The organism is Vibrio sp. QJM3NY_15 (genome assembly GCF_057785995.1).
This window is the reverse complement of sequence record NZ_CM173517.1, coordinates 88,678-106,976: the sequence shown is the minus strand read 5'-3', so window position 1 is coordinate 106,976 and position 18,299 is coordinate 88,678. Positions and strand designations below refer to the sequence as shown.

Sequence of the window (18,299 nt, the reverse complement as noted above, 5' to 3'; positions counted from 1 at the left end):
TTCGTCTTAACCTTTAAAGCTGTCTAAATCGATATCTTCGAATTGAGACAACAAGTCTTCGTCAGAGCTTGCTTTCTTCTTCTTAGCGACAACAGGTGCTTCTTCGAAGATCTCTTCTTCATCGTCTTCTGGCTCTAGCAGACCTAGACGGCCCATTAGGTGTTCAATACGATCAAGTTTCTCATCAACGAACTTCTGTAGACCAGCACCTAGGTTTTCACCATTTTCGATACGATCTAACAATGTGTTCAATTGAGCATCATTCTCAAGCATCTCTAACTCTTGTTCGTTAGATAGCTTACGCTCTTGTTTCGTCGGCTTCTTAGCAGGCTCAACAATCAGCGGAATTTTTTTCTTGCTGCCTAAGCGAGGGTCACGATCTTGTGCAGCTTTACGCTGTCTCGCTTCGCTACCATCTGAGTGACGGCTGCCAGATTTAAGACCTTTGCGCTTTTTAACACGCTTGCGTTCACGACCTTCAACATCAGATTCACTACGGTTTCTTGTTACCATAGGTTCAGGAGCGCCAAGTGCTCCCGGCTTTCTTGATTTCTTACTACGACCCATTACTGCACTTTCCTCAGTAAAATTACATCACTTCCAAAAAATTCTAGTTCGAGCTTATCCCGCTCGGCCAAAAACTGGAATGTTTGACGACTAAAGAAGACGACATGTGTCGGGTCATTCTTATAGTGCCAACCAGCAAACGCATCTACGTCTATTACTAGCTTAGTCATGAGACCAATCCAGCCCTTGGGTTTAACTAAATTCAACCATTGCTGCCACACTTTGTCTGGGTGATAAAGGTGCTCTATCACCTCGGTAGCAGTCATAAAGTCATACGTTTTCTCCAACACAGAAGTCTCTGGATGGTAATAAATATCGTACAACTCCATGGTGTGTCCGGCTTCTTCTAACATAATAGATAGCGTAGGGCCTGGGCCACAACCAAAATCCAACCCTTGTGAGTTAGATGAAATTTTGTCTGTTAAGGGATCCGCGATGCGAGATAAAAAGCGGCGGTAGCCCGCATCACTAGGATCGTTCTCATGGAGATCATAGTGTGCTTTTTCTTCTTTTGCTTCTAACCTTTGTTCAGGTTTAACAAATACCAGTTCACATTGCTGACATTGTAGATACACTCTACGTTTGTCTTCAAAATAGTGATTCACGCCTTGGTGATGGCATAAGGGACAAGTATACATAGCACATCCTTAAACAGGGATGCGAAACATACCAGAAACTGAGTTTATAGTGGAGGGGTATTGGGTGTTTTTTCATCAAATCAATAAAAAAAGCGATAGGAAAACCTATCGCTCTCTAAATCTGCCTATATCGGCCAAAATTTGTATACTCAACTTGGTACACAAATCTCCATTTGTTATTGGTGCTTTCCATGCCAAATTTATTTGTTGTTCATCGTCCTGATGAGTTTTGGCTATCCTTTTCTAACACCTTGTTGCTGGGCTGTCCTAGCCTGATCCGTTTCTGTCTATACCGTTAGACTAGATGACCATCCATATCTAAGTCAGCTCCTAGCTGATGGCGGTTACTTTACCGTGTTACAAAAAGACTACAAGAGTGCGACTTCACACTTTCGTACACAAATCGATCACACATTGATAAATTAGACATGAGATAAAAAAGCATAAATAAAATCAATACAAAAGAAAACGCCCCAACCATTGCTGATTAGGGCGTCTCTTCAATTTTGCTCGAACGTACATTTCTTTGTTCTGGCTAAGAACAAGAAACCGACATATTAGTGTAAACCACCAACGTACTTCGATAAGGTATCAATATCTGCGTCTGTTAACTTTTTAGCTACATCACGCATCATCGCATTCATGTCGTTATTACGGCTACCATCGCGGAATTTCTCAAGTTGAGCCTTGATGTAATCTGCGTGTTGGCCTGAAATCTTAGGGAAACCAGAAAGCTCGGTACCGTTACCACGTGGACCGTGACAAGCAATACACGCCGTTACGCCACGTTCTGCGTTACCAGCGGTGTAAAGAACCTTACCTTCATCTACAACATTTTCAGGTGTAGAGTTGTTCGAGATAGGTAGAGATGCGTAGTATGCCGCTAGGTCAGCCATATCTTCTTCAGATAAAGGCATCGCCATTGCACCCATTACAGGTTCATAACGACCTTGCTTACCACCACTCGTCATACCTAGCTTAAGCTCTTTAAGTTGCTTCTCTAGATACTTCTCATGTTGACCAGCCAGTTTAGGGTACTGCGTGATCAGACTGTTGCCGTCAGCACCGTGGCAGGCAACACATGTTTGTGATTTGGCTTTACCAGCTTCAATACTACCTTGAGCCCATACTGAGCAGCTGGCTAAAAGACTCAAAATTAGCGCTAATTTCTTCATGACATTCCATTATAATTATCAAGCTTCCAGTACCACTCTATGTTGCCACTCATGGTACAATAGGCGACCTTATGCCGAGCACGGTTATTTTACACAAATTCACAAAAAAGTAATCAATCGACTACACAAAGTCGAGATGGAGTTAACAGTGAGCGTAAAAATTCATTATCAAAACACGCATTTCATTACCAGTGCACCTGATATTCGTCACTTACCAGAAGACGAAGGGATCGAAATTGCGTTTGCAGGACGCTCCAATGCTGGTAAATCTAGCGCACTAAACCGCGTTACAAACCAAAAAAGCTTGGCGAAAACCAGTAAAACCCCAGGTCGAACTCAGCTAATTAACCTATTTAAGGTTACCGACGGCTGTCATATTGTCGATTTGCCTGGATATGGCTTCGCTCAAGTACCGCTTGAGATGAAGAAAAAATGGCAAAAGTCGCTAGGTGAATACCTACAACGACGCGAAAGCCTAAAAGGTTTAGTGGTATTGATGGATATCCGTCACCCAATGAAGGACCTTGACCAACAAATGATCTACTGGGCTATCGATAGCCGCATCCCAGTGCAGGTTTTGTTAACAAAAGCAGACAAACTGAAAAGTGGCGCGCGTAAAGCACAGCTACTGAAAATCCGTAACGATGCGAAATCTTTCGGTGGTGATGTTGCGGTTGATGTCTTCTCTTCAATGAAGGGCATCGGCGTTGACCAACTGCGTGCCAAGATGGATGAGTGGTTTGCTCCGGTATTTGCCGATCAAATCATTGATGAGTTAACTGACGAAGAGCAAAACGACTCAGAGTAGTTCCTCTATATAGAGCTTTATCTATAATTAGAGGCTAAAGCACTGACAACCCGTGATTTAGCCTTATCAATACCCTACCTTTTATAGGTGGGGTATTTTTTTACCCACAAATGAGTAAGTTAAACCTAGATCTTGAGAGTTAAAGACAATATTAATCCGTTAGAAGAGAGAGAAGTGAACCATACTAAAAAACAACCTTTGACAAACAGAACAGTGAGAAAGGAATACTCATGTGGAAAAAAACCTTGGCGACCATCGCACTTATATTGATCTCATTTTCCGGTGTAGCATCTGAAGCGGAACAGCCCAAGACCGAGGCAGCTCTAGTCAATGTTGATATGACCTTAGATCTCGATGGCATGGAGAAATACGCTCAAGAGGCAAGTGAATCTCTCGAGGTGATATCACAATCGTTGCAAGCCATCGTCAACAACCCCAACCTCAGCGATGACCAGCAGCAAGCCTTGAATCAAACCGTTGAGAGCATTAATAAGCTCGCCAGTTCAACCAAAACATCCCTCAACCAACTGCCGCAAGCCTTAGACAATTCTCGACTCGCCTTTAAGAAAACCAGTCAACTACTGCTAGATGATATCCAAACTAAAATCATTATTGCGTTGGCGGCGGTGATCGCGGTCATTATTATCGCATTAACGGCTATCTACCTACTTATCCTCAAACCCATGCAGCAAACCTTGGTGAAAGCGACCCATAACATCTCTTCCATGGCGCACTCAATACAGATCACGGCCGAAGCACTTAAATTCAGTACCGAAAAACAACAAGAAATCATGGATTACATTGAGCATTCACCCACTCAATACACTGACAAATAAGACGTAAGTGGTCAATGCATTATGAGTCACTTGTAAAATAAAAGTTATTTTCAAGAATAAAACAATTCACTTAGAGACGGATTTAAATTACCAATTGCTGATCAAACTCCAGATTGAAGACAAATCAAGTGATAAAGAGAAGGTTTCGAGAAGAATAGGAAAGATACTAAAAAGAAGCCAATTAACGAGGAAATTATAGGTTGGAAATATTTTTCTTTCGCACAAGAAAAAACGCCCCAGCCAAATGCTGGCTGGGGCGGCTGAATCAGCCTAATCCAATAACGTGAAACAAAAGGTCTGAAAGATAGAACATCTTACCTCTGTACCCTACGAGATTTAATGTACAACAATTGCTCAGAAATGAAAACAATTTTTGTAGTTTTTTTTCATGAATGTTTTATTAAAACACCTAAGCTCTTTCTACGACTCGACTTTATTTGAGACAAAAAAAAGCCAGTGTTTGTGCACTGGCTCATACTAATTCACTCAATAAGGTCGAAAACTGATTAGTGGGCTTGATCCCAGTTGTCACCGTGGCCTGCTTCCGCGACTAACGGTACTTCGAGATCTGCTGCTGACTCCATCAATTCTTGTACTTTACTTTCAATTTCGGCTAAAGCTGACTCTTGAACTTCAAATACCAATTCATCGTGTACTTGCATCAATAGCTTCACACGACCATCGCCTTCGGCTTGAATCCACTCATCCACTAACAACATCGCTTTCTTGATGATGTCTGCCGCTGTACCTTGCATTGGCGCATTGATCGCCGCACGCTCAGCCGCTTTACGACGCATGCCATTACGAGATTGGATTTCAGGAAGGTGCAAACGACGACCGTAAATGGTTTCAACGAAGCCTTGCTCTGAAGCAGCGCTGCGAGTGTCTTCCATGTATTGCATTACGCCTGGGTAGCGTTCGAAGTAAGTGTCCATGTAGTGCTGTGCTTCACCACGAGGAATACCCAGTTGCTTAGCCAAACCAAAGGCACTCATGCCGTAGATAAGACCAAAGTTAACAGCCTTAGCACGACGACGTTGTTCAGTGGTCACACTCTCAATATCAACGCCAATGATCTCAGCAGCGGTTGCCGCGTGGATATCTTTGCCTTGTTGGAATGCTTCCAGTAACGCTTTATCACCCGATAGATGCGCCATGATACGCAATTCAATTTGAGAGTAATCGACCGCTAGGATCTTCCAACCATGTTGTGCTACGAATGCTTGGCGGATACGACGACCTTCTTCATTACGAATTGGGATGTTCTGTAGGTTTGGATCGGTCGAAGACAAACGGCCTGTCGCTGTCACGGCTTGATGGTAAGACGTATGAACACGACCCGTTTCCGCATTGATCATCTTCGGCAGTTTATCGGTGTAAGTCGACTTCAGTTTCGCCAAGCCACGATACTCAATGATCAGCTTAGGCAATGGGTAGTCCAACGCTAACTCTTGCAACACTTCTTCGTTAGTCGAAGCGGCACCAGAAGGCGTTTTCTTAATAACAGGCAGACCCATCTTTTCGAACAAGATCGCTTGCAGCTGTTTTGGCGAGTTCATGTTGAACTCTTGCTCTGCAATCTCGTAAGCTTTCTGTTCTAGCTCATCAAGACGAACCGCAATCTCTTGCGATTGAGCGCCCAACAACATGTCGTCGATGAATACACCGGTGCGCTCAATACGAGACATCACAGGAATTAGCGGTACTTCGATCTCTTCATAGATCGATTTTAACTTTTCATCTTTCTCGATGTTTTCCATCAGGCGGTTATGAAGACGTAAAGTCACGTCAGCATCTTCCGCGGCATATGGAGAAGCCTCACCCAGCTCAATCTGGTTGAAAGTCAGTTGCTTCTTACCTTTACCTGCAATTTGCTCAAATGAGATACAGCTATGTTGTAGGAAACGCAGCGCTAGGCTGTCCATGTCATGTTTGCCACCCACGCTATTGAAAACGTATGACGCCAACATGGTATCGAACTTAATACCTTTCATCTCGATACCGTAGCGCGCTAACACACTCATATCGTATTTTAGGTTTTGACCCACTTTTGCTTGTGCGTCATCTTCTAGAATCGGTTTCAGCTGCTCAAGCACCCAATCGCGATCCAGTTGTTGTGGTGCGTCTAAGTAATCATGGGCAACAGGCACATAAGCGGCAACGCCTTCTTCGGTTGCGAATGATAGACCCACAAGGTTCGCCACCATGTAATCAAGGCTGTCAGTCTCGGTATCAAAGGCAAACACGTCTGCGGCTTTGAGTTTCTCTAACCAAACATTGAATGACGCTTCATCTAAAATCGTTTCGTAGTTGCTGCGATCAATCGTCACGGCAGACGTATTCATTTCTACCGTAGACGTTGTTGAAGAAGCGCTGCTGCGTACTGATCCAGATTTCTCATCCGCTTCAACCACACCGCTACCACCTTCAAGTAGCTCGTTCAGCCAAGATTTGAAGACCAATTGGCCGTATAGCTTAATCAACTCATCAGTATTTGGTTGTGCTTTAACGAGGGACTCTGGCGTGTCTTCTAATTCAACATCGAGTTTAATCGTCGCAAGCTCATAAGACATGTCAGCATTGGCTTTATTATCAGCCAGCTTCTTAGCCATCGTCTTCGAACCACGAAAACCAAGCGCCGCAATATCATCAAGGTTTTGATACAGCTTTTCGATGCTACCAATACCTTGTAGTAATGCCGTTGCTGTCTTATCACCCACACCTGGAACACCTGGGATGTTATCGACTTTATCGCCCATTAGAGCAAGGTAATCGATGATCAACTCTGGTGGGATACCAAACTTCTCGATAACGCCTTCACGATCCATCACCACATTAGTCATGGTATTGATCAAAGTAACGTTCTCATCAACCAGTTGGGCCATATCTTTATCGCCAGTACTGATAAGAACAGGCATGCCCATCGCGGAAGCTTGAGAAGCCAACGTACCAATCACGTCATCAGCTTCTACCCCAGGGATAGAGATAAGCGGTAGACCCATTGCACGAATTACGTTGTGCAGCGGCTCGATCTGACAACGAAGATCATCAGGCATCGGTGGACGGTTTGCTTTGTACTCTGGGTACATATCATCACGGAACGTTTTCCCTTTCGCATCAAAAATAACCGCAATACGATCAGAAGCAAATTGACGCATCATGCTGCGCAGCATGTTAACCACGCCATAAACAGCATTGGTTGGGATATCACCATTACTCATGGTGCCAGGGTAAGCATGGAACGCGCGATATAGGTAAGAAGAGCCATCGATCAAAATCAATGGATTATCAGGAATACGAGCCATAATGTTTGTGTATCCAGTAAGTACAGAAATAATCTGTTAAGGATGCCACGTCTGCTAATTGGATTCTACGTTGTCGATCCTTATCCGTTGACTCGATTGTGTTCGTTGTAATCAATTTATTGTTATTTTTTGTTCTGCGACAAGGCCCATCTGTGGATAACTCTGTTTATATTATTTATCCACCCTGTTGAGAACTCGACTAAGACAAGCAAAAAACAGATATAAACACATGAAAATAAAGAGTTATTTTACAGATCGAACATATGATCAACGATCTTTTTTAGATCTTGGATTGTGGAAAAGAATGCTGATGGCGTTTTATTCATAAAAATACGTGCCACTAAATATGCATCTTGTTGAAATTGAGATATAAAAAAAGCGACACCCGAAGATGTCGCCTAGCAAAAACCGGTAAAGCTATTCAAATTGAATATCACAGCTTTACCTAAAAGCTATAAATTACACTGGAAGCAATGTGAGCAATGTCGTGTCAAAAAGAACTTAGTACAAGTTCGCGAGAATTCTGTTGGGTAGCCAAGTAGATACTTGAGTACTTAACATCCTTGTGAACATTTCCTCATTCCCTAAGACGAAGTTAATAATAATGATTCTCATTTAATAGTCAACACTTAAATGATAATAAATCTCATTTAATTTCTAATCCTTTAATTACAGTGCTCAAATTTGCTTCAAAAAATGGATTCTATGGGAATTAATGTCTTCTTTTTCTTCTAATTTTTCGATTAGGTAACCGTTTCTCAATAACAAGCGCAGCATGGCTGGAAACTGGTTACGAGATTTCACTTTCAGTTGTTGATAGCCCTGCTGCTTCACCCACTGTTCTTGAACATCAAGTTGCGCTTGCGCCACACCCTTGTTTCTCGCCAATGATGAAACACCACCAAACCAGCTATAAAATGTGTTTTCATCCAATTCATATCCGATCTTAAAGCCCAGTAACACACCCGCTTCTTCAGCAACGAGGATCAGGCTTGTTTTACCCGCTAATCGCTCCGATAAAGACGCTACACTCTCTTTTTTGGCAAACTCGGTAATCTGTTCAACAACAGAAACCACCTCTTCTAATGAGCCTTCACGCACAATGACAGACATCTTGTTTCATCCTCATAAAAAAAAGGGCTGGCACAACGGCCAACCCTTTGGTGATCATATGATTTGCTTGACCGTACTTACTTGCCTTGCAAGTGCTCAGCAGCTTGTGCGTTATCTTCAGCAAGCCACTCTGCGACATCTTTAGCGAAGTACGTCAGGATGCCATCAGCACCAGCACGCTTAAAGCACAACAGTGATTCCATTACGGTTTCGCGCTCTTTCAGCCAGCCATTCTGGATCGCAGCTTTATGCATCGCATATTCGCCAGACACTTGGTAAGCAAAAGTAGGCGCTTGCAGCTCATGCTTAACACGGCGCACGATGTCTAGGTAAGGCATGCCTGGCTTAACCATCACCATATCCGCACCTTCATTAAGATCCATTGCCACTTCGTGAATTGCTTCATCGCTGTTCGCAGGATCCATCTGGTAGTTCTTCTTGTTACCACCTTTCAGGTTCGAAGCACTGCCGACCGCATCACGGAACGGACCGTAGTAGCACGATGCATATTTCGCAGAGTAAGCCATGATTTGGGTATGAATATGACCCGCTTCTTCTAGGGCTTCACGGATCTTACCAATACGACCGTCCATCATATCTGATGGTGCAACGACATCTGCGCCCGCTTCAGCATGAGACAGAGCCTGCTTGATCAAGACTTCTGTCGTCTCGTCATTCATCACATAGCCATCTTCATCGATGATGCCGTCTTGGCCATGAGTGGTGAACGGGTCGAGTGCTACGTCAGTAATCACACCCATATTTGGCACGTGTTCTTTGAGTAAGCGCACTGCACGCTGCACCAAACCTTCAGAGTTATGAGCTTCAGCGGCACATAAACTTTTCGCATCTTGGTTCACTACCGGAAACAGAGCAATCGCAGGAACACCCAATTTTGATAGGTAATCCGCTTCCTCAAGCATAAGGTCGATAGACAGACGCTCAACACCTGGCATTGACTCTACAGGCTCACGGCGCTCTTTACCCATCAAGATAAACATTGGATAGATTAGGTCATCTACAGACAACTGATTTTCTGCCATTAAGCGACGGCTAAAGTCATGTTTACGCATACGACGCATACGGCGACCTGGGAATTGACCTTGAATTGAAACAGACACTAGATTCTCCTTGCCTAGTCTAAACACCAAAATGCTTAGATATGAAAAGTGCTAAATACTGGCAAAAGCATATCACTGATGGCTCAGGACGCTAGCAGTAAAGCGAAAAACCCATTCAAAAAAAGGGATAAATGGCAAAAAATGACCTTCTCCTCACACTGCCGTATACTCATGACAACTCAGTACAAACCGCTTTCAGGACAAAATAATGATCGACACCCATGCCCATATTTACGCGAGTGAATTCGACGAAGACCGTGAACAAGTGGTGCAGCGTGCACTGGCTCAAGGTATTGATACCATTCTATTGCCGAACATCGATTTAGAATCTATCGAACCCATGTTAGCGACGGAAGCTCAGTTTCCTGACGTGTGCCGTTCAATGATGGGCTTACACCCTTGTTATGTGGATGCAAATATCGAGCAGACCCTGAAAACCATTCGAGCTTGGTTTGATAAGCATGACTTTATCGCCGTCGGTGAAATCGGTATCGACCTGTACTGGGACAAAACCTTTAAGGCCGAACAAGAGATGGCATTCGTGACTCAACTGCAGTGGGCAAAAGATCTAGACCTACCTGTCGTGATCCACACGCGTGATTCTATTGAAGAGACACTTGCCCTGCTTCGCCAAGAACAAGATGGTAGCTTACGTGGTGTGTTCCATTGTTTTGGCAGCAGCTTAGAGGAAGCTCAAGCGATCAATGAGCTAGGCTTTCATTTAGGTTTAGGAGGCGTTTCGACCTTTAAGAACTCGGGGATGGACAAGGTGATCCCACATCTGGATATGAATTACGTCATCCTAGAAACAGACTGCCCATATTTAGCACCTGCGCCAAATCGCGGTAAACGCAATGAGCCAGCCTACACAGAATTGGTCGCAAAACGTATCGCTGAACTGCGCGGAATCACCCTTGAAGAAGTCGAAAATATAACCACCATCAATGCTAAGTCATTGTTTAATTTATGATAAAACTATTAATAACTTGATTTTATGAATTTATAGCCTATTTATTTGTTAAAACAAAGTGATGTGTATACTATCAACCACCTGCATATGGAGGTAGTTGATTATGTGTGACCATTCACAGCACTTACAGCGTCAACATCGAACTCTATGGCATAAAATATTAGGGATTAAAGAGCTCTATATATGTCAGAACTGTGGCTATCAGTTAAAGATTCGATAAACAGACATAATAAAAAAGCGGCCCAAGGCCGCTTTTTTATTATGTGATTTTTGCTGAAGGACTCTACTGCTTATGCTCTTACAGCACTTTGCGAGTTAAGATTCAGTTTCTTCATCGGCATCTGGTTTACGCACATAGAAACGCGCGAAGAACAGGCCAATCTCAAACAGAATACACATCGGAATCGCCAACAGTGTCTGCGAGATCATATCGGGCGGCGTTAGCATCATGCCGACAATAAACGCACCCACAACAATGTAAGGACGCTTCTCTGCCAGTTCTTTAGGTGTCGTTGCACCCGTCCAACATAGCAAGATAATCGCGACTGGCACTTCAAAAGCAATACCAAAGGCAAAGAACAGCGCGAGTACAAAATCAAGGTAACTCGATATGTCGGTTGCGAACTCTACTCCCCCCAATGAGATGGCGGTAAAAAAGCCAAATACCAACGGGAATACAATGAAGTAAGCGAACGCCACACCACAGTAAAACAGCAATGAGCTTGAAGCCAATAATGGCATGATCAAGCGCTTCTCATGCTTGTATAAACCCGGAGCGACAAAAGCCCACACCTGATACAAAATGAACGGAACCGCGAGAAATATAGACGCGATCAAGGTCAGTTTTAAAGGTGTGAAAAATGGCGACGCAACATCGGTTGCAATCATCGTCGCGCCTTCAGGTAAGCGATCTACCAAAGGTGCAGAGACGAACTCATAAATATCATTAGCGAAATAAATTAGCCCAACAAACACCACCAGAACCGCAACAATCGCACGTAATAAGCGATTACGAAGTTCTAGAAGATGGCTAATTAAAGGCTGTGTCTGCTCAGTCGAAGACATGTCAAACCTCTTAAACAGGAAGATCGAAAAGGAGCCGCACACCTATCTATCCACTTGAATAGATATCTACTTGAATAGCTATCGACTTAAACATCTAGCGACTCAAGTATCCGGCGACTCCTCCTTGCGAGACTATTCGGCTTTCTTATCTGACGGTGCTGAAGCTTCGCTGTTGACCTGAATGGTTTCAGATTCAACAGTTTCCGTGACACTAGGTTTAATCTCACTTGGCTTATCAGACTCAGGCTTAGCATACGGACGTTGAACTTCAGCAGCGGCCTGCTTGAGTTCATCGACTGACGCTTTTAGGTCTGGAGATAAATCTTCCATACCCATTTTTTCCGCCTTGCGTAGGTTTTCTTGCAGTTCTTGAACCTTAAGCTCATGAGAAAGTTCATCTTTCACACTATTTGCCATGCTTTTCGCTTGCCCAACAAACTTGGAGATACTACGAATTGCAACGGGCAAACGCTCAGGCCCTAAAACCACTAACCCAACGACAGATATTAATACCAGTTCCCAAAAACCGATATCAAACACGATTTACGCCTGCTCTTTGTCTTTCTTTGTTTCAGCAGTTGTTTCAGCGCTAGCTTCTTTCTTCTGCTGTTCAATATTCTTTGGTTCAAAGTCTGCATCTTTCTTATCTGCAGGCTTATCTTCATCGCTCATTGCTTTTTTGAAGCCTTTAACCGCTGAACCTAAGTCACCGCCCATGCCGCGCAGCTTCTTCGTTCCGAATAGCAAAATTACAATTACAGCAATGATTAGAAGTTGCCAAATACTGATACCACCCATTGTCATTGTCCTCGGGTCTGTCTACACATAAAAAATATTAAGGAAGTCTACTGTCTAACGACGGTAAGCTCGCCAACTTAGCAGCCAAAATGTGACACCTGCGATGCCACAGCCCATAGATAGCTGCTCATAAGGGCTTGAAACTAATATTGCGGAGCATACGACTAAAGTTGCTCCAACGCCAAACAAAAACTTTCCAGTTGCTTGCTGACGCTTACTATCTCTATAGCCTTGATAAAGCTGATCCATTCTGTGGTTCATGGCTTTACCTTGGCGCAAGCTGTCATAAAGTAGCTCTGGCAGCTCTGGCAATTTTTCTGCCCAGAATGGCGCACGCTCTTTTACTGCGTTAATCACAGCTTGTGGCCCCACCTGATTCATCATCCAGGTTTCAAGGAAAGGCTTAGCCGTTGCCCACAAATCAAGTTGCGGATACAACTGGCGGCCTAGGCCTTCCACATACAACAAGGTCTTCTGAAGAAGCACCAACTGAGGTTGAACCTCCATGTTGAAACGTCTTGCTGTATTAAATAAGTTTAGCAACACATGGCCAAATGAGATCTCGCCAAGTGGTTTTGCAAAAATCGGCTCACACACCATACGAATCGCGAATTCGAAATCGTTGACGTTGGTGTCGTGTGGTACCCACCCCGAATCCACGTGCAGCTCGGCGACTTTACGGTAATCGCGATTGAAGAAAGCCAGCAGGTTCTCTGCTAAATAGCGCTTATCTTCACTGTTGAGCGTGCCGACAATGCCACAATCCAAACCAATCCACTGAGGGTTGTCTGGATTTTCAGGATTAACGAATACGTTACCTGGGTGCATGTCTGCATGGAAAAAGCTATCGCGGAACACTTGGGTGAAGAATACCGTCACACCACGTTCAGCCAGCAATTTCATGTTCGTGCCGTTGGCGTTCAGGGTTTCAATATCTGAAACTTGAATACCATAGATTCGCTCTGACACCATCAAGGTTTCACTGCTTAAATCAGGGATAACCTCTGGAACATACAGCTCTTCGCTGCCTTCAAAGTTACGTCGCAGTTGAATCGCATTGGCCGCCTCGCGGCGCAGGTCTAGTTCATCCAGTAACGTTTTTTCGTACTCGTGAACCACCTCAACAGGTTTCAAACGACGTGCTTCAGGGAGCGACTTAGCGACTATACGCGCCATTCGGTGCATCAGTTTTAGATCTGCATCAATCACCGGGCGAATATCAGGGCGAATTACCTTCAGAACAATCTCACGACCGCTCTCTTTAAGCTTTGCAGTATGCACCTGAGCGATAGAAGCTGAAGCCAGTGGCTCGATATCAAAGTCGGTAAACCAGTTATCTAGGCTGCCACCGAGGGCTTTTTCCATATCTCGCTTAGCCAATTGACCATCAAATGGCGCCACTTGGTCTTGCAATAGCGCTAGCTGATCAGCGATATGAGGAGGAAATAGGTCGCGACGCGTTGACATCATCTGACCAAACTTAATCCAAACAGGCCCTAATTCTTGCAACGCTAAACGCAAGCGGTGGCCTAATTCTTTATCTTGATGCTTATTCTTGAGCCAAAACAGTGACTTTCTCGCCAGTAAAGGGGCTTTAGTCAACTGGTGCTCAGGCATCAATTCATCAAGGCCGTATTCCAACTGTACCTTGATAATATGATAAAGACGTTTCAGTTCTGTTGGGGTCATGCTTTCTCCAACAGAGCGTTCAATTTAGCTTCAAGACGTGCAGCTGAGCTTTTCACGTCATCAACCTGATCGCAAAAATGTGCCACTTCTAATGGCGCTGGAGCAATCTTCCACTCTTCAGTTAATACCTGAGCGAGGTGGTTTTGATGCTTAGTCGCTTGCTTAGCTACAAGACCGCCAACATTCTTAACGCCTTGTACCAAAGTATGAGCAACCACATCGCCAGTCACGCGCGATAGCCACTCTTCCAAGTCAGGCTTGCAGTCTGTCATTAGCTGAGCAAATTTCTGAGCCAGTTGAATATCACCTTCTAAGATCAGCTTATCTTGCTTGATCAGTTTGGTGATGTTCGATTGCTCACGCAGTTCTGGCAGTACCGATAGGTTCAAAGATAGGTAGCAATCAGGTTGTCCTTCGTAGTCAGACAACACATCGATTTGTTGGCTAAAAACGAAAGTGAGAGTTTTATTCAGCTCTTTCAAATTAACTTGAATGATCTGCCCCTTTAAACGAGACAAACGACGAACCAAAGCTGGATCATCGTTCACGAAAGTGTTTAAAGAGGTTTCAATAACCGCGGTAACCAATGGATCAAATGGCATGACTGTCCTTACCTTTGAAAACGGATAAGCGTTAACCTATCCGTTCTATCTTTATTCTTATTTTTTAGCACACTCAACGAGCCTGCTACCAAGTTCGACTAGAACTTGTAACCACGGTGCAGCGCAACAATGCCGCCCGTTAGGTTGAAGTATTTCGTATTTTCAAAACCCGCTTCTTGCATCATACCTTCCAAGGCTTCTTGGTTAGGGTGCATACGGATTGATTCTGCAAGGTAACGATAGCTGTCTGCATCGTTAGCAATCAGCTCACCCATTTTTGGCAATAGGTGGAAAGAGTATGCATCGTAAACCTTTGATAATGGCTCAAGCACTGGCTTAGAAAACTCAAGAACCAACAGACGACCGCCCGGCTTCAGTACGCGGTACATTGAACGCAGCGCTTGGTCTTTATCGGTTACGTTACGCAGACAGAAGCTGATGGTAATGCAATCGAAGTAGTTGTCTGGGAATGGCAGCTCTTCAGCATTAGCTTGAACGTAATGTACATTACCAACAATGCCGCTATCACGCAGTTTATCGCGGCCAACATTCAGCATTGAGTTGTTGATATCAGCAAGAACCACATGGCCTTTTTCGCCAACGATGCGCGAAAATTTCGCAGTAAGGTCACCAGTACCACCACCAAGGTCTAGGATACGTTGACCTGGGCGAACGCCACTGCAATCAATCGTGAATCGCTTCCACAAGCGGTGAACACCACCCGACATTAAGTCATTCATGATGTCGTATTTAGCGGCTACAGAGTGAAATACCTCTGCTACTTTCGCGACTTTTTGGTCTTTCGCGACTGTTTCGAAACCAAAGTGTGTGGTTTCTGACTCTACTGCTGAATTTGTCTGCACGCTTGTGTCCATAATGCTGTTATCTACCATGGTAAGTTCTCATCGACAGTACACTCTCTCTTTAGAGGCGCTGCGGCCGATTAGTTTACTTTATCCTCAGCGGGTTGTCTTTCTACTAAGGAGGCATTTTCTGAAAAAGCCTCATTTTGAGCGATTTCCGCTAAGCCAACCGAAATAGGTTTCTTCACCTCAACACCCAATTGCTTAAAGCTTTCGGCCTGACGAATCACGTTACCACGACCAGTCACCAGCTTATTCATGGCACCTTGGTAGCTTTGGTTGGCTCTATCAAGTGAACTGCCAAGACCTTCCATATCATCCACAAACAAGCGCAGCTTGTCGTAAAGTTTGCTCGCCCGCTCTGCAATGATTTGTGCATTCTGGTTCTGTCTTTCGTTGCGCCACAGGTTATCAATGGTACGCAGTGCCACCAGCAAGGTCGTAGGGCTGACTAAGATAATGTTTTGTTCCATCGCGTCTTTGACCAAGCTAGGGTCAGCTTGAATCGCGACTTGAAACGCGGGTTCTACCGGAATAAACATCAATACATAATCAAGGCTCTGTATGCCTTTGAGCTGATGGTAATCCTTTTGGCTCAAGCCTTTAATATGCGCTCGCAGTGAAGCCAAATGATCACGCAGTGCTGCATCGCGTTGTTGATCGGTCTCAGCATTGAAGTAGCGCTCAAATGCCACCAACGCCATTTTCGAATCCACCACCACCTGCTTATCTTGTGGTAAATGCACGATCACATCCGGTTGATAACGCTTGCCAGCATCGTTTTGCAGGTTCACCTGAGTTTGATATTCATGGCCTTCTCGTAAGCCTGAATCCGCCAACACGCGAGCCAGTACCACTTCGCCCCAGTTGCCTTGTTGCTTATTGTCACCTTTTAGCGCCTGAGTCAGGTTCACCGCTTCACGCGTCATGCTCTCATTGAGACGCTGCAGGTTTTTAAGCTCGTGAACTAAGGTGTGACGTTCTTTGGCTTCTTGACTGAAGCTGTCGTTCACTTGTTTCTTGAAGCCTTCCAACTGTTCCCTCAGTGGAGACAACAAACCTTCGAGGCTCTGCTTGTTTTGTTGATCGACCTTGGCGGTTTTGCTCTCAAACAGTTGATTCGCTAACAGTTCAAACTGCTGCTTAAGTCGTGATTCTGCCTGCTCTAACAATTGCAATTTTTCACTGTTGGCGAGATTTTCTTGATCGTGCCTAGCTTCTTGCTCGCGAAGCTCGGCTTCTAATTCAGACTTATGTTCCTTAAGAACATTAATATCGTCGGCATATTGCTGACGCTCTTGCTTCACGGCTTCAAAATAGCGCAGCTTCTCCATCGCAGCCATCACCTTGCCATGTGCCTGCTTAAGTTCAAATGCCGCTTTGTCTCGGTCATCATCCAGCTCATTGAGCTCTTGTTGTGCCTCTGCGAGTGAGGATTTGAGCTGAGATTGTTGTGACTCATGCAGCAAACGGTCGGACTCGAGTTGCTGTTCAAGAAGTCGCTGCTGAAAAGAGAACTTCTGTTTGATCCACCAGCCCACCACTCCGCCGCTGACGAGCGCGCCGGAAATAGCAGCAATAAGTGTTGCCTGATGTTCGATAATCCATTGCATGATAATGATTTAGCCTAATTGGAGATAACTCATTAAATGGTATTTTGATACTGGATAAATGTCCAGTTTGCCGTATTAAAATTCGACAGATAGACTAGGCGCTCCGTATTCTGTCCCATCAAATTAGAATGAGTTGCTATGAACGAACGTCGTGCCTTGGGCTTTGGCCTTGCTGCGGTATTGCTGTGGTCAACAGTCGCTACTGCTTTTAAGCTGACCCTTGCTGAGTTTTCACCGATTCAAATGCTGACCATCGCCAGCATTGTGTCGTCGATTGCGCTGATCGCGGTTTGCGCGTTTCAAGGCAAACTCTCTCAACTGAGTACCACGTTTCTTTCAAACCCTTGGTATTACTTACTGCTCGGTTTGGTGAATCCTCTAGCCTACTACCTGATTCTATTCAAAGCCTATGACTTGTTGCCTGCATCTCAAGCTCAAGCCATCAACTACAGTTGGGCGATCACGCTAACTCTAATGGCAGCGGTTTTTCTAGGGCAAAAGATTCGCAAACAAGATTGGGTGGCGTGTACCTTCAGCTATGCGGGCGTTGTAGTGATTGCCACCAAAGGCGATGTGCTAGGCATGCAGTTCGATAGCCCACTCGGTGTGGCCTTGGCTCTGCTTTCAACATTGCTTTGGGCGGGCTACTGGATTCTCAATACCAAAAATAAAGCTGACCCGGTGGTGGGTGTATTACTTGGGTTCTTAGTGGCATTGCCATTCGCAATTGGTTTAACCGTTTACGAAGGCGAGAGCTTTAGCCAAATCACAGCGAAAGGTTGGATGGCCGTGACTTATGTTGGCCTGTTCGAGATGGGAATTACCTTTGTCTTGTGGCTATCAGCACTCAAGCTAACCAACAATACGGCACGTATCAGCAATCTAATTTTTGCCTCACCATTTATCTCGTTGATGCTACTTTCCACGATTATCGGCGAAGAAATTCACCCCGCGACACTGTTTGGTTTGATGCTGATTATTGCTGGCCTTGTTATCCAGCAGATCAAATGGGGAAAGAAGAAAAACAACCTCAGCTCTGAAATTTGATGCCTAGAAAGATTAGGATTATCGCAATACGCAACTTCCAGAATGATCAACGATAACAAGCTTTAAATACAAAAATGGCGAGTCCTATG

At 44.5% G+C, this 18,299-nt stretch carries 18 protein-coding genes; 4 read left to right on the top strand and 14 right to left on the bottom strand.

Translation table 11 applies throughout. The features are described from left to right. Nucleotides 1-6 precede the first annotated feature (6 nt). The 3 genes from yihI to AC3CKG_RS00460 all read right to left on the bottom strand — a co-directional run bounded on the left by yihI (nt 7) and on the right by AC3CKG_RS00460 (nt 2,380). Complete coding sequence (gene yihI, locus AC3CKG_RS00470; protein WP_017109223.1) at nt 7-567, bottom strand: Der GTPase-activating protein YihI; 561 nt, start codon at nt 565-567, stop codon at nt 7-9. Next, nucleotides 567-1,205 carry a class I SAM-dependent methyltransferase gene (locus tag AC3CKG_RS00465; RefSeq protein WP_488528630.1) on the bottom strand — a complete coding sequence of 213 codons (639 nt, stop codon included), beginning with the start codon at nt 1,203-1,205 and terminating at the stop codon, nt 567-569. The genes yihI and AC3CKG_RS00465 overlap by 1 nt, the downstream gene beginning before the upstream one ends. Before the next feature lie 557 nt (nt 1,206-1,762). Continuing rightward, entirely contained in the window at nt 1,763-2,380 is a 618-nt protein-coding gene (locus AC3CKG_RS00460; protein WP_017109224.1) for a c-type cytochrome, read from the bottom strand. A 148-nt stretch (nt 2,381-2,528) separates the two neighbouring features. Here AC3CKG_RS00460 and yihA point away from each other — a divergent pair, with 148 nt between their 5' ends. Further along, on the top strand, nt 2,529-3,188 hold the full coding sequence (gene yihA, locus AC3CKG_RS00455) for a ribosome biogenesis GTP-binding protein YihA/YsxC (RefSeq protein WP_065113321.1): 660 nt from the start codon (nt 2,529-2,531) through the stop codon (nt 3,186-3,188). Between the two features lie 230 nt (nt 3,189-3,418). After that, nucleotides 3,419-4,024 (top strand): GTP-binding protein, encoded by a 606-nt coding sequence (locus tag AC3CKG_RS00450; protein ID WP_102278988.1) that lies wholly within the window; start codon nt 3,419-3,421, stop codon nt 4,022-4,024. A 265-nt stretch (nt 4,025-4,289) separates the two neighbouring features. Here the strand turns inward: AC3CKG_RS00450 and spfP are convergent, their stop codons facing one another. From spfP to hemB, 4 genes are all read right to left on the bottom strand, one after another. Then, on the bottom strand, nt 4,290-4,337 hold the full coding sequence (gene spfP / locus AC3CKG_RS00445; RefSeq protein ID WP_438356636.1) for a small protein SpfP: 48 nt from the start codon (nt 4,335-4,337) through the stop codon (nt 4,290-4,292). A gap of 193 nt (nt 4,338-4,530) precedes the next feature. Next, nucleotides 4,531-7,329 carry a DNA polymerase I gene (gene polA, locus AC3CKG_RS00440; protein ID WP_488528629.1) on the bottom strand — a complete coding sequence of 933 codons (2,799 nt, stop codon included), beginning with the start codon at nt 7,327-7,329 and terminating at the stop codon, nt 4,531-4,533. Between the two features lie 678 nt (nt 7,330-8,007). Then, nucleotides 8,008-8,442 carry a GNAT family N-acetyltransferase gene (locus tag AC3CKG_RS00435; RefSeq protein ID WP_102315374.1) on the bottom strand — a complete coding sequence of 145 codons (435 nt, stop codon included), beginning with the start codon at nt 8,440-8,442 and terminating at the stop codon, nt 8,008-8,010. A 77-nt stretch (nt 8,443-8,519) separates the two neighbouring features. After that, a complete protein-coding gene (gene hemB / locus AC3CKG_RS00430; protein ID WP_017107915.1) occupies nt 8,520-9,563 on the bottom strand; it encodes a porphobilinogen synthase in 1,044 nt (347 codons plus the stop codon). A 208-nt stretch (nt 9,564-9,771) separates the two neighbouring features. Here hemB and AC3CKG_RS00425 point away from each other — a divergent pair, with 208 nt between their 5' ends. Beyond that, a complete protein-coding gene (locus AC3CKG_RS00425) occupies nt 9,772-10,533 on the top strand; it encodes a TatD family hydrolase (protein WP_488528628.1) in 762 nt (253 codons plus the stop codon). Between the two features lie 315 nt (nt 10,534-10,848). Here the strand turns inward: AC3CKG_RS00425 and tatC are convergent, their stop codons facing one another. From tatC to rmuC, 7 genes are all read right to left on the bottom strand, one after another. After that, entirely contained in the window at nt 10,849-11,598 is a 750-nt protein-coding gene (gene tatC, locus AC3CKG_RS00420; RefSeq protein WP_488528627.1) for a twin-arginine translocase subunit TatC, read from the bottom strand. A 132-nt stretch (nt 11,599-11,730) separates the two neighbouring features. Further along, entirely contained in the window at nt 11,731-12,138 is a 408-nt protein-coding gene (tatB, locus tag AC3CKG_RS00415; RefSeq protein WP_488528626.1) for a Sec-independent protein translocase protein TatB, read from the bottom strand. Between the two features lie 3 nt (nt 12,139-12,141). Then, the gene (gene tatA, locus AC3CKG_RS00410; protein WP_004735565.1) at nt 12,142-12,396 is read right to left on the bottom strand and encodes a Sec-independent protein translocase subunit TatA; all 255 of its coding nucleotides are present in this window, start codon (nt 12,394-12,396) and stop codon (nt 12,142-12,144) included. A gap of 54 nt (nt 12,397-12,450) precedes the next feature. Next, nucleotides 12,451-14,085, bottom strand: a complete 1,635-nt coding sequence (ubiB, locus tag AC3CKG_RS00405) for a ubiquinone biosynthesis regulatory protein kinase UbiB (RefSeq protein WP_009848053.1) — start codon at nt 14,083-14,085, stop codon at nt 12,451-12,453. Beyond that, a complete protein-coding gene (locus AC3CKG_RS00400) occupies nt 14,082-14,687 on the bottom strand; it encodes a ubiquinone biosynthesis accessory factor UbiJ (RefSeq protein WP_017099242.1) in 606 nt (201 codons plus the stop codon). Before AC3CKG_RS00400 ends, ubiB begins: the two co-directional genes overlap by 4 nt. Before the next feature lie 98 nt (nt 14,688-14,785). Next, complete coding sequence (ubiE, locus tag AC3CKG_RS00395; RefSeq protein ID WP_488529212.1) at nt 14,786-15,565, bottom strand: bifunctional demethylmenaquinone methyltransferase/2-methoxy-6-polyprenyl-1,4-benzoquinol methylase UbiE; 780 nt, start codon at nt 15,563-15,565, stop codon at nt 14,786-14,788. A gap of 65 nt (nt 15,566-15,630) precedes the next feature. Further along, the gene (gene rmuC, locus AC3CKG_RS00390) at nt 15,631-17,163 is read right to left on the bottom strand and encodes a DNA recombination protein RmuC (RefSeq protein ID WP_017103438.1); all 1,533 of its coding nucleotides are present in this window, start codon (nt 17,161-17,163) and stop codon (nt 15,631-15,633) included. A 138-nt stretch (nt 17,164-17,301) separates the two neighbouring features. Between rmuC and AC3CKG_RS00385 the strand changes: the two genes are divergently transcribed. Further along, nucleotides 17,302-18,210, top strand: coding sequence for a DMT family transporter (locus AC3CKG_RS00385; RefSeq protein WP_488528625.1), 909 nt, complete (start codon nt 17,302-17,304; stop codon nt 18,208-18,210). Nucleotides 18,211-18,299: the final 89 nt, after the last annotated feature.

Bases quoted from the DNA above. Each gene is read 5' to 3' on its own strand.
- yihI (WP_017109223.1), bottom strand. From the start codon at position 567: ATGGGTCGTAGTAAGAAATCAAGAAAGCCGGGAGCACTTGGCGCTCCT.
- AC3CKG_RS00465 (WP_488528630.1), bottom strand. From the start codon at position 1,205: ATGTATACTTGTCCCTTATGCCATCACCAAGGCGTGAATCACTATTTT.
- AC3CKG_RS00460 (WP_017109224.1), bottom strand. From the start codon at position 2,380: ATGAAGAAATTAGCGCTAATTTTGAGTCTTTTAGCCAGCTGCTCAGTA.
- AC3CKG_RS00450 (WP_102278988.1), top strand. From the start codon at position 3,419: ATGTGGAAAAAAACCTTGGCGACCATCGCACTTATATTGATCTCATTT.
- polA (WP_488528629.1), bottom strand. From the start codon at position 7,329: ATGGCTCGTATTCCTGATAATCCATTGATTTTGATCGATGGCTCTTCT.
- AC3CKG_RS00435 (WP_102315374.1), bottom strand. From the start codon at position 8,442: ATGTCTGTCATTGTGCGTGAAGGCTCATTAGAAGAGGTGGTTTCTGTT.
- AC3CKG_RS00425 (WP_488528628.1), top strand. From the start codon at position 9,772: ATGATCGACACCCATGCCCATATTTACGCGAGTGAATTCGACGAAGAC.
- tatC (WP_488528627.1), bottom strand. From the start codon at position 11,598: ATGTCTTCGACTGAGCAGACACAGCCTTTAATTAGCCATCTTCTAGAA.
- tatA (WP_004735565.1), bottom strand. From the start codon at position 12,396: ATGGGTGGTATCAGTATTTGGCAACTTCTAATCATTGCTGTAATTGTA.
- ubiB (WP_009848053.1), bottom strand. From the start codon at position 14,085: ATGACCCCAACAGAACTGAAACGTCTTTATCATATTATCAAGGTACAG.
- AC3CKG_RS00400 (WP_017099242.1), bottom strand. From the start codon at position 14,687: ATGCCATTTGATCCATTGGTTACCGCGGTTATTGAAACCTCTTTAAAC.
- rmuC (WP_017103438.1), bottom strand. From the start codon at position 17,163: ATGCAATGGATTATCGAACATCAGGCAACACTTATTGCTGCTATTTCC.
- AC3CKG_RS00385 (WP_488528625.1), top strand. From the start codon at position 17,302: ATGAACGAACGTCGTGCCTTGGGCTTTGGCCTTGCTGCGGTATTGCTG.